This is a genomic window from Microbacterium sp. J1-1, assembly GCF_024498615.1.
Classification (GTDB): Bacteria; Actinomycetota; Actinomycetes; order Actinomycetales; family Microbacteriaceae; genus Microbacterium; species Microbacterium aurugineum.
Map to the genome: position 1 here is coordinate 1,297,921 of NZ_CP089590.1, position 14,872 is coordinate 1,312,792.

General features: G+C 69.1%; 18 protein-coding genes. 7 read left to right on the plus strand and 11 right to left on the minus strand.

The window, feature by feature from the left end; genetic code table 11:
• Window positions 1-49 precede the first annotated feature (49 nt).
• Window positions 50-223: a DUF3117 domain-containing protein gene (locus LRQ07_RS06145; RefSeq protein WP_017203323.1), complete on the plus strand. Its 174-nt coding sequence runs from the start codon at window positions 50-52 to the stop codon at window positions 221-223.
• A 103-nt stretch (window positions 224-326) separates the two neighbouring features.
• Here LRQ07_RS06145 and LRQ07_RS06150 read toward each other — a convergent pair whose 3' ends face one another.
• The gene (locus tag LRQ07_RS06150; RefSeq protein ID WP_256536136.1) at window positions 327-965 is read right to left on the minus strand and encodes an O-methyltransferase; all 639 of its coding nucleotides are present in this window, start codon (window positions 963-965) and stop codon (window positions 327-329) included.
• Window positions 966-1,054: 89 nt separating this feature from the next.
• Between LRQ07_RS06150 and LRQ07_RS06155 the strand changes: the two genes are divergently transcribed.
• The gene (locus LRQ07_RS06155) at window positions 1,055-1,429 is read left to right on the plus strand and encodes a twin-arginine translocase TatA/TatE family subunit (protein ID WP_131491909.1); all 375 of its coding nucleotides are present in this window, start codon (window positions 1,055-1,057) and stop codon (window positions 1,427-1,429) included.
• Window positions 1,430-1,450: 21 nt separating this feature from the next.
• Here the strand turns inward: LRQ07_RS06155 and LRQ07_RS06160 are convergent, their stop codons facing one another.
• The 4 genes from LRQ07_RS06160 to LRQ07_RS06175 are packed head-to-tail and all read right to left on the minus strand — an operon-like array spanning window position 1,451 to window position 4,865.
• Window positions 1,451-1,945 (minus strand): YcxB family protein, encoded by a 495-nt coding sequence (locus LRQ07_RS06160; protein WP_256536138.1) that lies wholly within the window; start codon window positions 1,943-1,945, stop codon window positions 1,451-1,453.
• Between the two features lie 3 nt (window positions 1,946-1,948).
• The gene (locus tag LRQ07_RS06165; protein WP_256536139.1) at window positions 1,949-3,088 is read right to left on the minus strand and encodes an Mrp/NBP35 family ATP-binding protein; all 1,140 of its coding nucleotides are present in this window, start codon (window positions 3,086-3,088) and stop codon (window positions 1,949-1,951) included.
• Window positions 3,085-3,597 carry a DUF1003 domain-containing protein gene (locus LRQ07_RS06170; RefSeq protein ID WP_256536140.1) on the minus strand — a complete coding sequence of 171 codons (513 nt, stop codon included), beginning with the start codon at window positions 3,595-3,597 and terminating at the stop codon, window positions 3,085-3,087. Before LRQ07_RS06170 ends, LRQ07_RS06165 begins: the two co-directional genes overlap by 4 nt.
• On the minus strand, window positions 3,597-4,865 hold the full coding sequence (locus LRQ07_RS06175) for a magnesium transporter MgtE N-terminal domain-containing protein (protein ID WP_256536141.1): 1,269 nt from the start codon (window positions 4,863-4,865) through the stop codon (window positions 3,597-3,599). The genes LRQ07_RS06170 and LRQ07_RS06175 overlap by 1 nt, the downstream gene beginning before the upstream one ends.
• A gap of 85 nt (window positions 4,866-4,950) precedes the next feature.
• Between LRQ07_RS06175 and LRQ07_RS06180 the strand changes: the two genes are divergently transcribed.
• Together LRQ07_RS06180 and LRQ07_RS06185 are read left to right on the plus strand one after the other, a co-directional pair.
• The gene (locus tag LRQ07_RS06180) at window positions 4,951-5,658 is read left to right on the plus strand and encodes a general stress protein (RefSeq protein ID WP_248540058.1); all 708 of its coding nucleotides are present in this window, start codon (window positions 4,951-4,953) and stop codon (window positions 5,656-5,658) included.
• A gap of 25 nt (window positions 5,659-5,683) precedes the next feature.
• Window positions 5,684-6,346 carry an alpha/beta family hydrolase gene (locus tag LRQ07_RS06185; protein WP_256536142.1) on the plus strand — a complete coding sequence of 221 codons (663 nt, stop codon included), beginning with the start codon at window positions 5,684-5,686 and terminating at the stop codon, window positions 6,344-6,346.
• A 3-nt stretch (window positions 6,347-6,349) separates the two neighbouring features.
• On the opposite strand, the gene LRQ07_RS06190 is transcribed toward LRQ07_RS06185, so the two are convergent.
• The 3 genes from LRQ07_RS06190 to LRQ07_RS06200 are packed head-to-tail and all read right to left on the minus strand — an operon-like array spanning window position 6,350 to window position 9,750.
• On the minus strand, window positions 6,350-7,258 hold the full coding sequence (locus LRQ07_RS06190) for a phosphotransferase (RefSeq protein WP_256536143.1): 909 nt from the start codon (window positions 7,256-7,258) through the stop codon (window positions 6,350-6,352).
• A gap of 9 nt (window positions 7,259-7,267) precedes the next feature.
• Window positions 7,268-8,689: an aminopeptidase P family protein gene (locus tag LRQ07_RS06195; RefSeq protein ID WP_232762191.1), complete on the minus strand. Its 1,422-nt coding sequence runs from the start codon at window positions 8,687-8,689 to the stop codon at window positions 7,268-7,270.
• 38 nt (window positions 8,690-8,727) lie between these two features.
• Window positions 8,728-9,750, minus strand: a complete 1,023-nt coding sequence (locus tag LRQ07_RS06200; protein ID WP_047523060.1) for an endonuclease/exonuclease/phosphatase family protein — start codon at window positions 9,748-9,750, stop codon at window positions 8,728-8,730.
• A 100-nt stretch (window positions 9,751-9,850) separates the two neighbouring features.
• On the opposite strand from LRQ07_RS06200, the gene LRQ07_RS06205 reads away from it, so the two are divergent.
• Both LRQ07_RS06205 and LRQ07_RS06210 read left to right on the plus strand, forming a co-directional pair.
• Window positions 9,851-10,723, plus strand: a complete 873-nt coding sequence (locus LRQ07_RS06205) for a PHP domain-containing protein (RefSeq protein ID WP_047523059.1) — start codon at window positions 9,851-9,853, stop codon at window positions 10,721-10,723.
• A gap of 62 nt (window positions 10,724-10,785) precedes the next feature.
• Window positions 10,786-11,670 carry a DUF817 domain-containing protein gene (locus LRQ07_RS06210; protein WP_248540062.1) on the plus strand — a complete coding sequence of 295 codons (885 nt, stop codon included), beginning with the start codon at window positions 10,786-10,788 and terminating at the stop codon, window positions 11,668-11,670.
• A 72-nt stretch (window positions 11,671-11,742) separates the two neighbouring features.
• On the opposite strand, the gene LRQ07_RS06215 is transcribed toward LRQ07_RS06210, so the two are convergent.
• Window positions 11,743-13,263 (minus strand): DEAD/DEAH box helicase, encoded by a 1,521-nt coding sequence (locus LRQ07_RS06215; protein WP_047523058.1) that lies wholly within the window; start codon window positions 13,261-13,263, stop codon window positions 11,743-11,745.
• A 196-nt stretch (window positions 13,264-13,459) separates the two neighbouring features.
• Here LRQ07_RS06215 and LRQ07_RS06220 point away from each other — a divergent pair, with 196 nt between their 5' ends.
• Window positions 13,460-14,173: a ferritin-like fold-containing protein gene (locus LRQ07_RS06220; RefSeq protein WP_047523057.1), complete on the plus strand. Its 714-nt coding sequence runs from the start codon at window positions 13,460-13,462 to the stop codon at window positions 14,171-14,173.
• Window positions 14,174-14,181: 8 nt separating this feature from the next.
• Here LRQ07_RS06220 and LRQ07_RS06225 read toward each other — a convergent pair whose 3' ends face one another.
• Complete coding sequence (locus LRQ07_RS06225; protein ID WP_131491919.1) at window positions 14,182-14,469, minus strand: hypothetical protein; 288 nt, start codon at window positions 14,467-14,469, stop codon at window positions 14,182-14,184.
• A 7-nt stretch (window positions 14,470-14,476) separates the two neighbouring features.
• Complete coding sequence (locus LRQ07_RS06230) at window positions 14,477-14,701, minus strand: DUF3107 domain-containing protein (protein ID WP_131491920.1); 225 nt, start codon at window positions 14,699-14,701, stop codon at window positions 14,477-14,479.
• Window positions 14,702-14,872 lie beyond the last annotated feature (171 nt).

A 14,872-nucleotide genomic window follows, 5' to 3' on the forward strand; every position in this document is an offset into this window, starting at 1 on the left:
GTGACACCCGATAAACTCATCCCATACCACCGGAGGAAAGGGAGCCACGATGGCAGCGATGAAGCCGAGGACCGGAGACGGACCCATGGAGGCCGTGAAAGAAGGACGACTCATCATCGTGCGTGTTCCACTCGAAGGCGGCGGCCGACTGGTCGTCTCCGTGAACGACGCAGAGGCCAAGGAGCTTCACGACGTGCTGGCCGCCGTCGTGGCACCGGCCTGATCGATCTCGGATCCGCGTCCGCGGATCCGGAAGGGCGGTGGATCCTCGGATCCACCGCCCTTCGTCGATTCCGGGCTCTTCGGGAGCGATCCGTGCGGAGGGCTCAGTCGCGCTCGGGGAGGCTGATGAGCTGCAGCAGGCCTTCGGCGGCAGGGGATACGGTCGCGAGCACTGCCGACGATTCCTGCGTCTCCTGCACCAGGGAACGGTAGGCGGACGTGATCTCGTCGCGCTGGACGGGATCGGCGACGCGGCCGCCGGCGAGGACGCGGGGGACCAGCACCAGGCCGCCGGTGCGGGCGAGACGAAGCCCGTGTTCGACGTACTCGATGATGTGCTCGGGGTCGGCGTCGACCAGCACGATGTCATAGGAAGCCTCGTTCATCCGAGGCAGCACGTCGATGGCGCGTCCCGTGATGAAACGGACCCTCGTGGAGGGGACCCTCGCATCGGCGAACGCCTGACGTGCGGCTGCGAGGTGCTCGGGCTCGTTGTCGATCGTGGTGAGCACGGCGTGGGGGACACCGCGCAGGAGCCAGAGGCCGGAGACACCGGCACCGGTGCCGATCTCGACGATCGATCGCGCACCCGTCGCGGCGGCGAGCACGGCGATCTGGGAGCCGACGACCGTGCTGACCGGCATCGCGCCCAGCTCGACCGCATGTGCCCGAGCACGGGCGATGGAGTCCGGCTCCACGATGGACTCGCGAAGGAAACGCGCGTTCGCGTCGTGCTCGCTCATGGCCTGTTCTCCCTGCCTGCCCGGTGATTCCCTCCAGCGTATTCGCTCGTCGCGCGCGGGGACCGCAGGCGCGGCGGTAGCCTGTAGAGATGACGTTCGGGCTCACCTTCGAGAAGATGCTGTTGATCGGCCTCATCGCGGTGCTGATCATCGGTCCTGAGCGTCTTCCACGGGCCGCCGAGAGCTTCTCCCGCATGGTCCGCAAGGCCGGCGAGTACCTTCGCGACACCAAGAGTCGGATGCGCCAGGAGATGGGGCCCGAGATCGACGACGTCGACTGGCGAAAGCTCGACCCCCGTCAGTACGACCCGCGTCGGATCATCCGCGACGCCCTGTTCGAGGAGCCGCAGCCGGCGACGCCGGTACAGGCCAAGGAGACGATCGCCGAGCCCATCGCCCCCCGCGCCGCCCCGCAGGAATTCAGCGCGACGAACCGTCCCCCGTTCGATCCCGAGGCCACCTGACCTTCAGGCGCGAAGGGGCTCTCAGGAGATCCGTGAGCGCAGGGTCGCGATGTCCGCGTCGCTGAGCAGGGCACGGGGGATGGCGGTCGCCGCGCTCGTCCCACGCACCTTGAGCAGCACCGCGTCCCTGCCCACGCGCATGCTCTGGAACGTCCCGTAGGCGATCTCCGACTGTCTCCTGCCGCTGCCCAGCCTCAGCACGTCGTCTTCGAGCTGTGCCCACACCACGGTCTCGACGGGCATCGCCGTCCGCACGGCCTGGCGGGCGGATGACACCGACATCACGACGGCGAACACTGCGAGACCGATGATCAGCAGCGGCATCCAGCCCGCGCCGAACGGCGGTTCTGCGCCCGCGGGCAGGGGGGGGCTCAGATTCAGGATGCTGAGCGTCAGCGCGCCGGCGAGTGCGACCCACATGATGATGGCGGCCGGCCGGGTCAGCGAGTAGACCGCCGCATCGCGAGCCATCCGCTGCAGCAGCCCCTCGTCGATCGTCAGGGAGCGGGGAGGCATCGGTCACTCTTCCTTGCGTGGTCCGCTTACGGTCATCGGCAGCGAACGGCCGGAGAGGCCGCGTCCCCGCCGGGTGAGCGCGCGAGCGAGGTCGTGGATCGCGGTGGCCGCGGCATCCGTGGCTGCCCCCGACACGAGGGGCGCGCCGGCGTCTCCGCTCTGGCGCAGCGCAGGGCTCAGGGGGATCGAGGCCAGCAGCGGGACGACCTCGTCCGGTTCGGAGAGCGCATCGGCGACGGCCGCTCCTCCGCCCGACCCGAACAGGTCCAGCACGGTTCCGTCGGGGAGCGTGTACGCGGCCATGTTCTCGACGACGCCGATCACCTGCTGACCGGTCTGCCGTGCCACGAGACCGCTGCGGATCGCCACGTCGGAGGCAGCGGTCTGCGGAGTCGTCACGACGAGGACCTCGGCGTGCGGGAGCAGCTGTCCGATCGAGATGGCGATGTCGCCCGTGCCGGGCGGCATGTCGATGAGGAGCACATCGAGGTCGCCGAAGAAGACGTCGGTGAGGAACTGGGACACGGTGCGATGCAGCATCGGCCCCCGCCAGGCCACGACGGACTCGCCGTCACGCAGGAACATCCCGATTGAGATCGTCTTCACGCCGTGAGCCACCGGTGGCAGCATCAGGTCATCGATGCGGGTCGGCTGCGTCCCGGCCGGGATCCCGAGGAGGCCGGGGATGGAGAAGCCGTGCACGTCGGCATCGACGAGTCCGACCGAGAGTCCCTGGTCGGCGAGGGCGACCGCGAGGTTGGCGGTGACCGTCGACTTGCCCACTCCGCCCTTGCCGCTCGAGACGAGGATCACGCGGGTGAGGGAGTCGGGGCCGAACGGCATGTGCCGTGCCGGGCGACCGTCGCGCAGCTTCTCGGTCAGCGCCTTGCGTTCGGCGGGGGTCATCACGCCCACCTCGACGTCGACGTCCGTGATGCCGGGGACGGACGCCGCGGCCTGTCGCACGTCGGCTTCGATTCGGGCCGCTGCGGGGCAGCCCACGATCGTCAGCACGATGCCGACCTGGGCGTGGGCACCGTCGACGGAGATGTCGCGCACCATGTCGAGGTCGCCGATCGGTCGACGCAACTCCGGGTCCGTCACGGCGGAGACCGCGGTGCGGACGAGGTCGGCCTCGGTCACGATGCGGCGCCCCCCGATGCCCTGTCGCCGGTGTCCTCGAGTTCGGCGAGCAGGGTCTTCAACTCCTGGCGCAGCACGTCTCGGGTCACGGTCTGCGAGTTGCGCTCCTCGAGCGCCATGCGCAGTGCCACGATCTCGCGGGCCAGGTATTCGGTGTCGGCGAGGTTGCGCTCGGCGCGCTGGCGGTCCTGCTCGATCTGCACCCGGTCGCGGTCGTCCTGGCGGTTCTGCGCGAGCAGGATCAGCGGTGCGGCATAGGAGGCCTGCAACGAGAGCATGAGCGTCAGGGCCGTGAACCCGAGCGCGGCGTCATCGAAACGCAGATGCTCGGGCATCAGGGTGTTCCAGACGATCCAGACCACGCAGAACAGGCTGAGGATCACGAGGAACGCCGGCGTCCCCATCGCCCGCGCGACCCACTCGGTGAACCGTCCGAAGCGGTCGCGAGAGGTGGTGCGCGGGCGGGCCGTGCTGCGTCCCGGCGCGTCCAGACGCGACTCGCGGGCCATCAGCTCGTCTCCTTCGCGGCGGCGGCGATGTCGTCGCTGTCCTGTGAACGCCAGTCATCGGGGAGGAGATAGTCGAGCACGTCGTCGATGCTGATGGCGCCGACGAGCCGATGGGCTGCGTCGATCACCGGCAACGAGACGAGGTCGTAGCTCGCCAGCAGACGCGCCACCTCCGCCGCTGACGCGGTGACGGGAACGGGCTCGAGGCTGTCATCGAGGATCGCGCCGAGTCGTTCATGCGGGGGATAGCGCAGCATCCGCTGGAAGTGCACGAGCCCGAGCAGGCGACCGGTGGGCGTCTCGAACGGGGGGAGGGTCACGAACACGGCCGCGGCCAGCGCCGGGTGCAGCTCGTGGCGCCGGATCAGAGCCAGTGCCTCGGCGACGGTCGCATCGGCCGACAGGATGATGGGTTCCGGGGTCATCAGACCGCCGGCGGTGTCCGGGCCGTAGCGCAGCAGCATCCTGACGTCCTCAGCCTCCTCGGGCTCCATCAGTTCGAGGAGCTGCTCCAGGCGGTCCGGGGTGAGCTGGGCGAGCAGGTCGGCGGCATCATCCGGCTCCATCTGGTCGAGGATGTCGGCCGCGCGTTCGTCGCCGAGCCGGTCGAGGATGTGCACCTGCTCGTCCTCGGGCATCTCCTCGAGGGCATCGGCGAGGCGATCGTCCGAGAGCTCCTCGGCGACCTCGATCATGCGCTGCTGCGGCAGATCGAGAAGCGTGTTGGCGAGGTCGGCGGCATGCAGCTCGGAGTATGAGGCGACGAGCTGCTCGGCGGACTGGGACTCGCCCGGCGCACGTTCCTCGGCGACCTCGTTCCACGCGGCGAACGTCGTCGGCCCCTTCGCGAAGGGTGAGGCACTGGTCTTCGGTCGGCGCAGGAAGAGCTGGCTGATGGCCCATTCGCCGAGGCGGTTGGGCTCGATCGCCACGTCCTCGATCACGGCGGTACCGCTGCCGTCGGCGAAGCTCACTCGTCTTCCGAGCATCTCCGCGAGCACCCGCACCTCGCCGGCACGCGGAGAGAAGCGTCGCACGTTGATGAGTCCGGTGGTGATGACCTGACCGGAGCGGATCGACGTGACGCGGCCGATCGAGAGGAACACGTGCCGGCGTCCCGGGATCTCGACCACGAGACCGATCACGCGGGGTGCCGCGGTACTTCGATACACCACGACGACGTCCCGGACCTTGCCGAGCCGGTCGCCGACGGGATCGAAGACGGCGCACCCGGCCAGGCGCGCGGCGAAAACCCGTTGTGTGCTCACCCCTCCAGAGTAGTCGGCGGGCCCGGTCATCGGCGGGATGGCCGCGCCTCGGGCGGTCTGACGGTGCGCGTGGAAGAATAGTCGGATGAGTATGCTGAACCGCCCCGCGAACAGCTCGGAGACCGGCGAGATCGTCGCTTCCACGCGCGACTACGAGAACGCACAGAAGACCGTCTCGAAGCTGATCGCCGGGGAGGTCCCGGCACGGGACATCGCGATCGTCGGGCAGAGCGTGCGGACGGTCGAGCGCGTGACCGGCAAGCTCGGATACGCCGCGGCCGCCCGCTCCGGCGCCATCAACGGAGTCCTGATCGGCCTGTTCCTCTCCGCGATCCTCGTGCTCGGCAACCCCGAGGTCCCGATCCAGCTCTTCGTCGGCTTCGTCCTCATCGGCGTCGCGGTCGGGATGCTCCTGAGTCTCGTGACCTACGCGATCGTCCGGCGTCGTCGCGACTTCGCGAGCGTCACGCAGTTCGCGGCGGATCACTACGAGGTCACCGTCCAGTCCGCCTCGCTCGCCAAGGCTCGCGACGTTCTCGGAGCGACGCGCGTCGCTCCGGTCCGGCCTCCCGTGAACCTCGACGAGCCGCCGCGATACGGAGAACGGATCACGCCTGGCGCGACGGCGCCGGCACCCGAGGAGCCCGTTATCCCGCCGCGGCCGGCAGACCCCGTTGCCGAGCCGGCTGCCGATCCGGAGCCGGGTGCGCCCGCACCGGAACCCGGGACGCCCGCACCGATCGAGCCCGACGCGACGCCGGGTGCAGAAGGCGCCCCGGGCGAGCGGGCGTGACGACGATCCCCGGACGTTCCTTCTGATGGTCGAGATCCAGGTCGCGCTGCCGAACGGAACCACCGTCGTGTCGGCCGACTGGACGCGCGGTGACAACGGGGCGACGGTGATCGTCGCCCACGGCGCGGGAACGGGAAAGGACCATCCTTTCCTCACCGGCTACGTCGAGGCACTCCGCGCGATCGGCTTCTCGACGCTGCGCTTCAACTTCCCGTACGTGCAGCAGGGGCGGCGGATGCCAGGGCCGGCCGCGCATGCGATCGCCACCTGGAACGCGGTCACGACGTTCGCGCGCACAGCAGACCCCGCGGCGACCGTCTGGGCGACGGGGAAGTCCTACGGCGGACGCATGGCATCGATGGCGGTCGCGGAGGGCCTACGGGTGGACGGACTCGTCTATCTCGGCTATCCCCTTCATCCGCCAGGTCGGCCGGAGAAACCGCGGGTCGAGCACCTGCCGGCGATCACCGTGCCACAGCTCTTCGTGGAGGGGACGAACGATCCCTTCATCCAGCCGATCTCGCAGTTCGAACAGGCTGTCGCGGCCTGTCGAGAAGCCCGGATCGTCTGGATCGAGGGCGGCGGGCACACATTCGAGGTGAAGGGGCGCAAGCTCCCCGCAGAGCAGATCGGTGCGTCGCTCGCCCCGATCGTGGCCGACTTCGCCCTCGGAGGTGCTGTCGCCTGACTTTCAGCCGACGAGCATCGACAGCTCGGGGTCCGCGAGCACGCGGCGGACGGTGGAGATCCCCAGCGCGCTCATCTGCGGGTTCGAGTTCTCGTAGTACCACCCGAGGCCCAGCGCCTGTTGCAGGGCCCACCCGGCACCCCGCTGCCACTCGGCCTCGCCGGCGGAGACACCGTCGCGGACGAGGCGTCGTGTCGGGGCATCGAGGAGGTGCCAGGCGGCGACGAGGTCGAGCGCAGGGTCCGCAGGTCCGAAGTCCCCGCCGTCGAGCACGCCCGCCAGCCGGACCTCGTCGTCGCGCTCGATGACCAGGAGGTTGAACGGCGTGAGGTCGCGGTGGCACATCAGCGGAGCGTCGGCGGGCGGAAGCGCGCGCAGGGCCGCCCAGAGCTTCGCGGTGCGTGCCACGTCGATCAGGTGTGCGCTCCGCGACAGACACTCCGAGACCCACTCATCGTGGTCGCCGAGTCTTCCGCCGCGGCCGTTCCCGTCGAACACCCGTCCGCGCACGTCGACCGAGCGCAGTGCACGGATGAGGACGACCAGATCGTGAGCGAAGGCTTCCGACGCGGCAGCACGCACGGGGCCCGGCGGCTCGCCGTCGATCCAGGACTGGACGGCCCAGGCCGAGTCGAACTCTTCCGACGCGGCAGCGATCCCGTAGGAGCGCGGGGCGGGGAAAGGACTTGCTGCGGCCAACTCATCGAGCGCCGCGGCCTCACGCGCGAGAGTGGGCTCCGATGCCGCGAGGCGCGGGAAGCGGGCGACAAGGCCGTCGCCCACCCGGATGATCCTGTTGACCGTCCCGGTGGACGAGACCGGTCGCAGCTCCTCTCGGCGCAGCTCGGGGAAGCGGCGCGTGATCAGCCGTGCCGCGACCTCGGTCTCGAGCGCGAGCTCACCGTCGTGCATCCGCCGAGGTCAGCTCTGGAGCCGGGCGATCCATGCTTCGACCTCGTCGGCCGTGCGGGGGATGCCGGCCGAGAGGTTCACGGGGCCGTCCTCGGTCATCAGGATGTCGTCCTCGATCCGCACGCCGATGCCGCGGAGCTCTGCGGGCACCGTCAGGTCGTCGATCTGGAAGTACAGCCCGGGCTCGATCGTGAACACCATGCCGGGTGTCAGGACGCCGTCGTAGTACATCTCGCGGCGCGCCTGGGCGCAGTCATGCACGTCGATGCCGAGGTGGTGGGAGGTGCCGTGCACCATGTACCGACGGTGCTGGCCTCCCTTGTCCGCGTCGATCGCCTCGTCGGCGGTCACCGGCAGCAGACCCCACTCCGCGGTGCGTGCAGCGATGACCTTCATGGCGGCCGCGTGCACGTCGCGGAAACGGACGCCCACCCGTGCAGCGGCGAATGCGGCGTCGGCGGCCTCGCGGACGGTCTCGTACACCCGGCGCTGCACCTCGGTGAAGGTTCCCGAGACGGGCAGCGTACGGGTGATGTCTGCCGTGTACAGGCTGTCGGCTTCGACACCGGCGTCGACGAGGATCAGATCGCCCGGGGCCACGGTGCCGTCGTTGCGGGTCCAGTGCAGGTAGCAGGCGTGCGGACCGGACGCCGCGATCGTGTCGTAGCCCTCGCCGTTGCCGTCTTCACGGGCGCGGCGGTGGAAGACACCCTCCACGACACGTTCGCCGCGGGCGTGCGCGACGGCGGACGGAAGCTCGCGGACGATGTCGTCGAAGCCGTTCGCGGTGATCTCGACGGCACGGCGCATCTCGGCGATCTCGAACTCGTCCTTGATGAGGCGCAGCTCGGACACGAAACGGGTGAGGGTCTCGTCCTCGTCGAGCACGAGCTCTCCCTCCACGGCCTCGAGCTCGTGGAGATGGGCGGTCGCGATCTCCAGGTCGGCCGCGACACCGTCCAGGGACGGGCGTGGGCCGATCCAGAACTCACCGATCGTGGCGTCGGCGTAGAACTCCGTCGTGGTGCGGTCGGCGCGCTCGCGGAAGAAGAGGGTGACGTCGTGACCCGTGTCGGTCGGCGCGAAGACCAGGACCGAGTCGGGCTCGGCATCCGCGGCCCACCCCGTGAGGTGGGCGAAGGCGGAGTGTGCCCGGAAGACGTAGTCGGTGTCGTTGCTGCGCTGCTTGAGCGATCCTGCGGGGATGACGAGACGCTTCCCGGGGAAGGCGGCAGAGACCGCGGCTCGACGGGCGGCGGCGTACGGTGCCTGCGCACGCGGAGCGGGAAGGGTTTCCGGACGCTCGGCCCATCCCGTCGAGATGGTGTCGAGGAACCCCTGCGGGAAGGGCTGCTTGCGGTTCGTGTTGCTGTTCTCGACAGACGCTTCGACGGTGGGCTCTGCGATCGTGTCGCGTTCTCCGGTGCTCATCCCTCCAGTCTGTCACCTGCAGGGCGTGTTTCGGGAGTTCAGCCGGCCGGCTCCAGCTGGACGACGAGCGCGCGGTGGTCGCTGCCCCCGGCATCGCCGAGGACGACCGAGCCCGTCGGTGTCCAGTTCGGCGAGGCCATCACGTGATCGATCGGCGCCCCGGCGAGGGGCGGGAGCGAGCTCGGCCACGTTCCCGCGAGACCGTTGCCGGTGCGCGACGCGACATCGCGGCAGTATCCGATGTCACCACCGTCCACTCCGAGAGGCGCCATGTGATCGATCGTCGCATTGAAGTCTCCGGCCAGGATGAAGTCGCCCTGCGGACACTGATCGGCGATCCACTGCAGATCGCTCTGCCACTGCTGCATCTCCTCCACACGGGGAGCGACGGCATGCACGGCGACGATCGTGGGTCCGGAGCCGTCGACCGGCATCAGCACGACACTCGGCACGGAGCCCGTGTTGCTGCTGCCGTCCTTCGAGGATTCGATCACCGAGTACTCGCCGAGGTCGGGGGCCACCAGCACCGTGGTGTGCCAGGACTGGGGGCCGTTGGGGACATCGGGGCGGAACTGCACGTGGTGCACCCACATCGGATGCCCCTGCTCGCGCAACATGATCGCGATGCGCTCGCCGACGTCCTCGGTCGTCTCCGGCAGGGCCACGACATCGGCGCCCTGAGCGAGGATCTGCTGGGCGATCACCTCGGCGGACACGGCTTCGCCCGCCGTGTTCCAGGTCAGCACCCGGATGCTGCTCTCCGTCTTCTGGGGGAGCTCGGTGGTGCCGAAGCCGCGGGTCGCTCCGATGACGCCGGTGGCCCCCGCACCCAGCAGCGCGACGATGAGGACCGACGCGGCGAATCCGCGCAGAGGACGAGCGAAGAGCAGCAGGAGCGCGAGCACAGCGATCACCAGGAATCCGCCGAGGACCAGGCCGCGCGCGGACACCAGCTGCGCGAACGGATAGGTCTGCTCGAGACGGAAGAACTGCGGCCACACGACGATCGCCGTCGCGATCGCGAGCAGGACGGTGAAGAGGATCCCCAGTAGTCGAAACATCCCCTCAAGCCTAGGAGCGCCGCCTGTGAAGTCCCTGCCCCGACATCCGCTTCCGTGTGCCTCCGCGCCCACTGGCCGTCGCCCTCGGTACGCTCGGAGGATGGCCTCTCCGTCCGCCGGGTTCGCCGGTCCCGCCGACCTGCACCTGCACTCCAACCAGTCCGACGGGACGGAGGCGCCGGCCGAGGTGATCAGGCAGGCGCACGCGCACGGGATCCGCACCGTGGCGCTCACCGATCACGATCGCTCCACCGGCTGGGATGAGGCCGGTGACGCCGCCGTCGCGCTCGGCATGACCTTCATCCCCGGGATGGAGCTGTCGGCGAAGCACGAGTGGCGCAGCGTGCACGTGCTCGGCTACCTCTTCGATCCCGGAGACCCGGCTCTGCAGGCCGAGACCGATCGCATCCGCGGGGATCGGATCGGGCGCGCGGAGCGGATCGTGCGCAACATCGGACGGGACTACGACCTGCACTGGGATGACGTGGTCGCGCAGACGGCTCTGGATGCGACGGTCGGGCGCCCTCACATCGCGGACGCTCTCGTGGCGAGGGGCATCGTGCGCGATCGCACGGAGGCGTTCGACGGGATCCTGCATCCGCGCGAGGGATACTACGAGCCGCACTACGCCCCGGATCCGCTGACCGCGGTGCGACTGATCACGCAAGCCGGGGGAGTGGCGATCATCGCCCACCCGGTCACCGCGGGTCGCGACCGGATGATGCCCATCCCGTACATCGAGCGGCTGATCGCGGCCGGACTCGGCGGCTTCGAGGTCGATCACCGCGAGAACACCGAAGCGGGCAAGCGGATGCTGCGCGAGCTGGCGCAGAAGCACGACCTCATCGTCACGGGGTCCAGCGACTATCACGGCAGCGGCAAGCCGAACCGTCCGGGGGAGAACACGACGTCCGACGAGATGGTCGCCCGCCTCCTGGCGCAGGGCACCGGCATCGCCCCGCGCTTCCCCTGACGGTCGGGATACTGTCGGGATACTCCCGGTGACCTGTCGACCGGGAGCGCTACATTCCGAGCATGCAACGAGCGACGTCCGTGGAACGCCGTGTCGATGCGTGGGCCCACCGCCTGCTGCTCGGCGCCCCGAAGAGCGGCTTCCGCGCCGGCCTGATCGAGTTCGCGGTGTTCGTGGTCAAGCAGGCATGGGCGTGCGTGTTCGGGGCCACGCTGTTGCTCGTGATCGTCGCGGCGCGGTTCTGGTACCCGCCGGATGCGGCGCTCGCGCGCAACGATGCCCTCACCATCGCCGCCGTGCTCATCCAGGTGGCCATGCTCGTGTTCCGCTGGGAGAGCGGACGAGAGCTGTGGGTGATCGTCCTGTTCCACCTCACCGGAACCGTGATGGAACTGTTCAAGACCGATGTCGGCTCCTGGGCGTATGCCGCGGACGGCTTCCTGCGCATCGGTGGAGTGCCGCTGTTCAGCGGGTTCATGTATGCCGCTGTCGGTTCTTACATGGTGCGCGTCTACCGGCTCTTCGACCTCGGCTTCACGCGATACCCCCAGCGGTGGATGACCGCGATCCTCGCGATCGCGATCTATGTGAACTTCTTTGCACACCATTGGTTGTGGGATGCGCGGTGGATCCTGCTGGCTGCGGTCATCGTGCTGTGGCTGCCGACGGTGATGCACGCGCGGATCTGGCGTCGGACGATCCGGATCCCGCTGCTCGTCGTGTTCGTCGGAGTCGCCGTCTTCATCTACCTGGCGGAGAACATCGGCACCTGGGCAGGAGCATGGGCATACCCGGATCAGGCGGCGGGATGGCAGCCGGTCTCTCCGAGCAAGCTGAGTTCGTGGTTCCTGCTCATGATCATCTCGGTCGTGCTGGTCGCGTGGGTCTATCCGCCGCAGGTTCCTGCGGCGATACTCCACGGGGAGCGGGCGGCCTCTCTGCGCTGAGCGGCGGCGACGCAGAAGGGCGCGTGCTGCGGACTTCGTCCGCGGCACGCGCCCTTCTGAGAGGTCGAGGTGTCAGGCTCCGGTGACCGGAGCTGCGCCTGCGCCGGAACCTCCACGGCGGCGACGGCGACGGCGCGCCGGCGCGGGCTTGCCGTCGTGGTGCTCCTTGCCCGCCCCGTCGTGGGTGCCGGCGCCCTCGGCGCTGCGGTCTGCGGCCGGAGCGGACTGTCCTTCGCCCGTGGTGGCCCCCGACGCACCTTCGGTGAAGGTCGAGCCGACCGGAGTCGCGCTGTTGCGACGGCGGCGACGGCGCCGCGTCCCGGTCTCGTCGGTGCCTTCCGCGGCGGCGTCCGCGGCGCGCTCTGGCCGACGGGTGCGCTCGGTCTTCACGGATTCGGTCTTCGGCGCGGACACGAGGCGGCCCTTCGTGCCCTGCGGGATGTCCAGGTCTTCGTACAGGTGAGGGCTCGACGAGTAGGTCTCGACGGGCTCCGGCTGACCGAACTCGAGCGCGCGGTTGATGAGGGCCCACTTGTGCAGGTCCTCCCAGTCGACGAATGTGACCGCGATGCCGGTCTTGCCTGCACGCCCCGTGCGGCCGGCGCGGTGCAGGTACGTCTTGTCCTCGTCGGGGATGGTGTGGTTGATGACGTGCGTCACGTCGTCGACGTCGATGCCGCGGGCGGCCACGTCGGTCGCGACGAGAACGTCACGCTTACCCGCCTTGAACGCGGCCATCGAGCGCTCGCGCTGGTCCTGCCCCATGTCGCCGTGCACGCCGCCGACGTTGAAGCCGCGGTCGTTGAGCTCGTCGACGAGGCGCTGTGCCGCGCGCTTGGTGCGCGTGAAGATCACGGTCTTGCCGCGGCCCTCGGCCTGGAGGATGCGAGCGATGATCTCGTCCTTGTCCATCGAGTGCGCGCGGTAGACGAGGTGCTTGATGTTGGCCTGGGTGAGGCCCTCGTCGGGGTCGTTGGCGCGGATGTGGATCGGGTTCGACATGAAGCGGCGGGCGAGGGCCACGATCGGGCCGGGCATGGTCGCCGAGAACAGCTGCGTGTGGCGGACGGCCGGGACCTTCTGGAAGATCTTCTCGATGTCGGCGAGGAAGCCGAGGTCGAGCATCTTGTCGGCCTCGTCGAGCACGACCTCCGTCGCGTTGGAGAGGTCGAGCAGGCGCTGGCCCGCGAGGTCGATCAGGCGGCCGGGAGTGCCGACCACGATCTGCGCGCCCGCCTTGAGCTGGTCGATCTGACCCTCGTACGCCTTGCCTCCGTAGATGGCGACGACGCTGGTGGAGCGGTTGCTGGTGAGCAGGTCGATGTCTTCGTAGACCTGCACGGCGAGCTCGCGGGTCGGGACGACGATGAGTGCTTTGACGCCGTGCTCCGGGTCCTTGCCGAGGCGCTGCACGACGGGGATGCCGAACCCGAAGGTCTTTCCCGTCCCGGTCTTCGCCTGGCCGATGATGTCCTGCCCCGGAAGGCCGAGGGGGATGGTCTGCTCCTGGATCGGGAAGGCATCGATGATGCCCTTGGCCGCGAGTGCGTCGACGATGTCCTGATCGATGCCGAGATCGGCGAAAGTTGTCACTTTATTCAGATTGCCTGTCCGGCGACCCTGGGGGACCGCCACGTAAACGGATCCACGCCGTCTCTTGTGCCACAGGCGCGGGGCCCCGCTCCGACGGCGGGGACACGCCCAGCCTACCGGAGGGGTGGTGCGGACCAGGAAGGAGGGCCCCGCGCGGGTATTGTGAATCTCGTGGTGGACTCGGGAGGAAGACCTCGTGGTTAAGTGGTTCTGGCAGCGCGATGACGCGCCACGGCGAATCCTCACCCTGCGCAGCCGAGGCGAGCAGAGCGATGCGACGAGGGTCGACTTCGCCGAACTCGCCCCCGAGCTCGATCGGTTCCTCGGTCAGGCCGCGTACCTGCAACTCGGCTACTTCGAGACGCTCACCAGGCTCATCCGGGCGACCCCCGAGCTTTCCGAGAAGGAGTCCCTGTCGCGTGCGGCCGGGGCGGCGTTGACGAAGCATCGCGGGATCGTGGAGGTCATCGCCGAGCGCGGTGGCGACCCGACGCAGGTGATGCTGCCGTTCCGCGAGAACCTCGACGCGTTCCGACGCAAGACGATCGGTGCGCGACCCCGGGAGACGCTCCTCGCCGTGTACATCACCGCCGGGATGCTCGACGACTTCTACCTCGCGCTCGCATCGAGCTACGGCGAGACCGGTCGTCGGGTGGCGGAGATCCTCCGCGAAGACGATGCCGGCCATGAGATCGTCGCGATCATCCAGGAGACGATCGAGAGCGATGAGGAGTGGCGGTCCCTGCTGTCGATGTGGGCGCGGCGCCTCGTCGGTGACACCATCCTGGTCTGCCGTTCCGCGCTGCGGCCGGAGCTGCTCCAGGTCGACGACGAGCGCGTCGAGCCGGTCTACACCGAACTCATGGGAGCTCACGCGCGCCGGATGGATGCGATGGGCCTCGCGTCCTAGGTTGCCCGTCAGATGCCGAGTGCCGCCTTGGCATCTGCATCGGACCGCTTGCGCATCCCGGTGATCGCCACCGTCACCAGCGCGGCGACGACGGGAGCACCGAGCACGCTCGCGAGCCACAGCCAGATGCTGTCCTCACCGACGCCGGCCCACTGCAGACCCGTGTAGGTGATCGCTGAGACCGCTGTCGCCACGGCGGGCGCGAGCGCCACTCCGCGCAGCTCGCGCCCGGAGATCAGGAAATGCACCGCGATGCCCAGGGCACACGCGCCGATCAGTGCGAGCAGGATGTACATCGTCTGCTCAGGCGACGAAGCCGACGCGACGCGATTCCTCGGTGCCCAGTTCGATGTAGGCGAGGTTCGCCGTCGGGACGATGTAGGAGTTGCCCTTCACATCGGCGAAGCTCACGTGCGTGGCGTTCTGCTCCAGCGCCGTGGTGACCTGGGTGCGGACCTCGTCTGCGCTCACGCCGGTGTCGAAGCTCAGTTCGCGGCCGGTGTTGATGATGCCGATGCGGATTTCCACGCGTGCTCCTTGAAGTTCGGGGACTGGCCCAACTCTACCCCGCGGGCATCGGGCGGGATCGGCACCCGGCGTGGGTTTCGCCGTGAGCGCACAGGCCGGGGGTGGCGGGTCGCGAGGGTGTCGCGTGCATGCGCGCACGACGATGTCCCCGCGTCCGGATAGCGTGGAGGG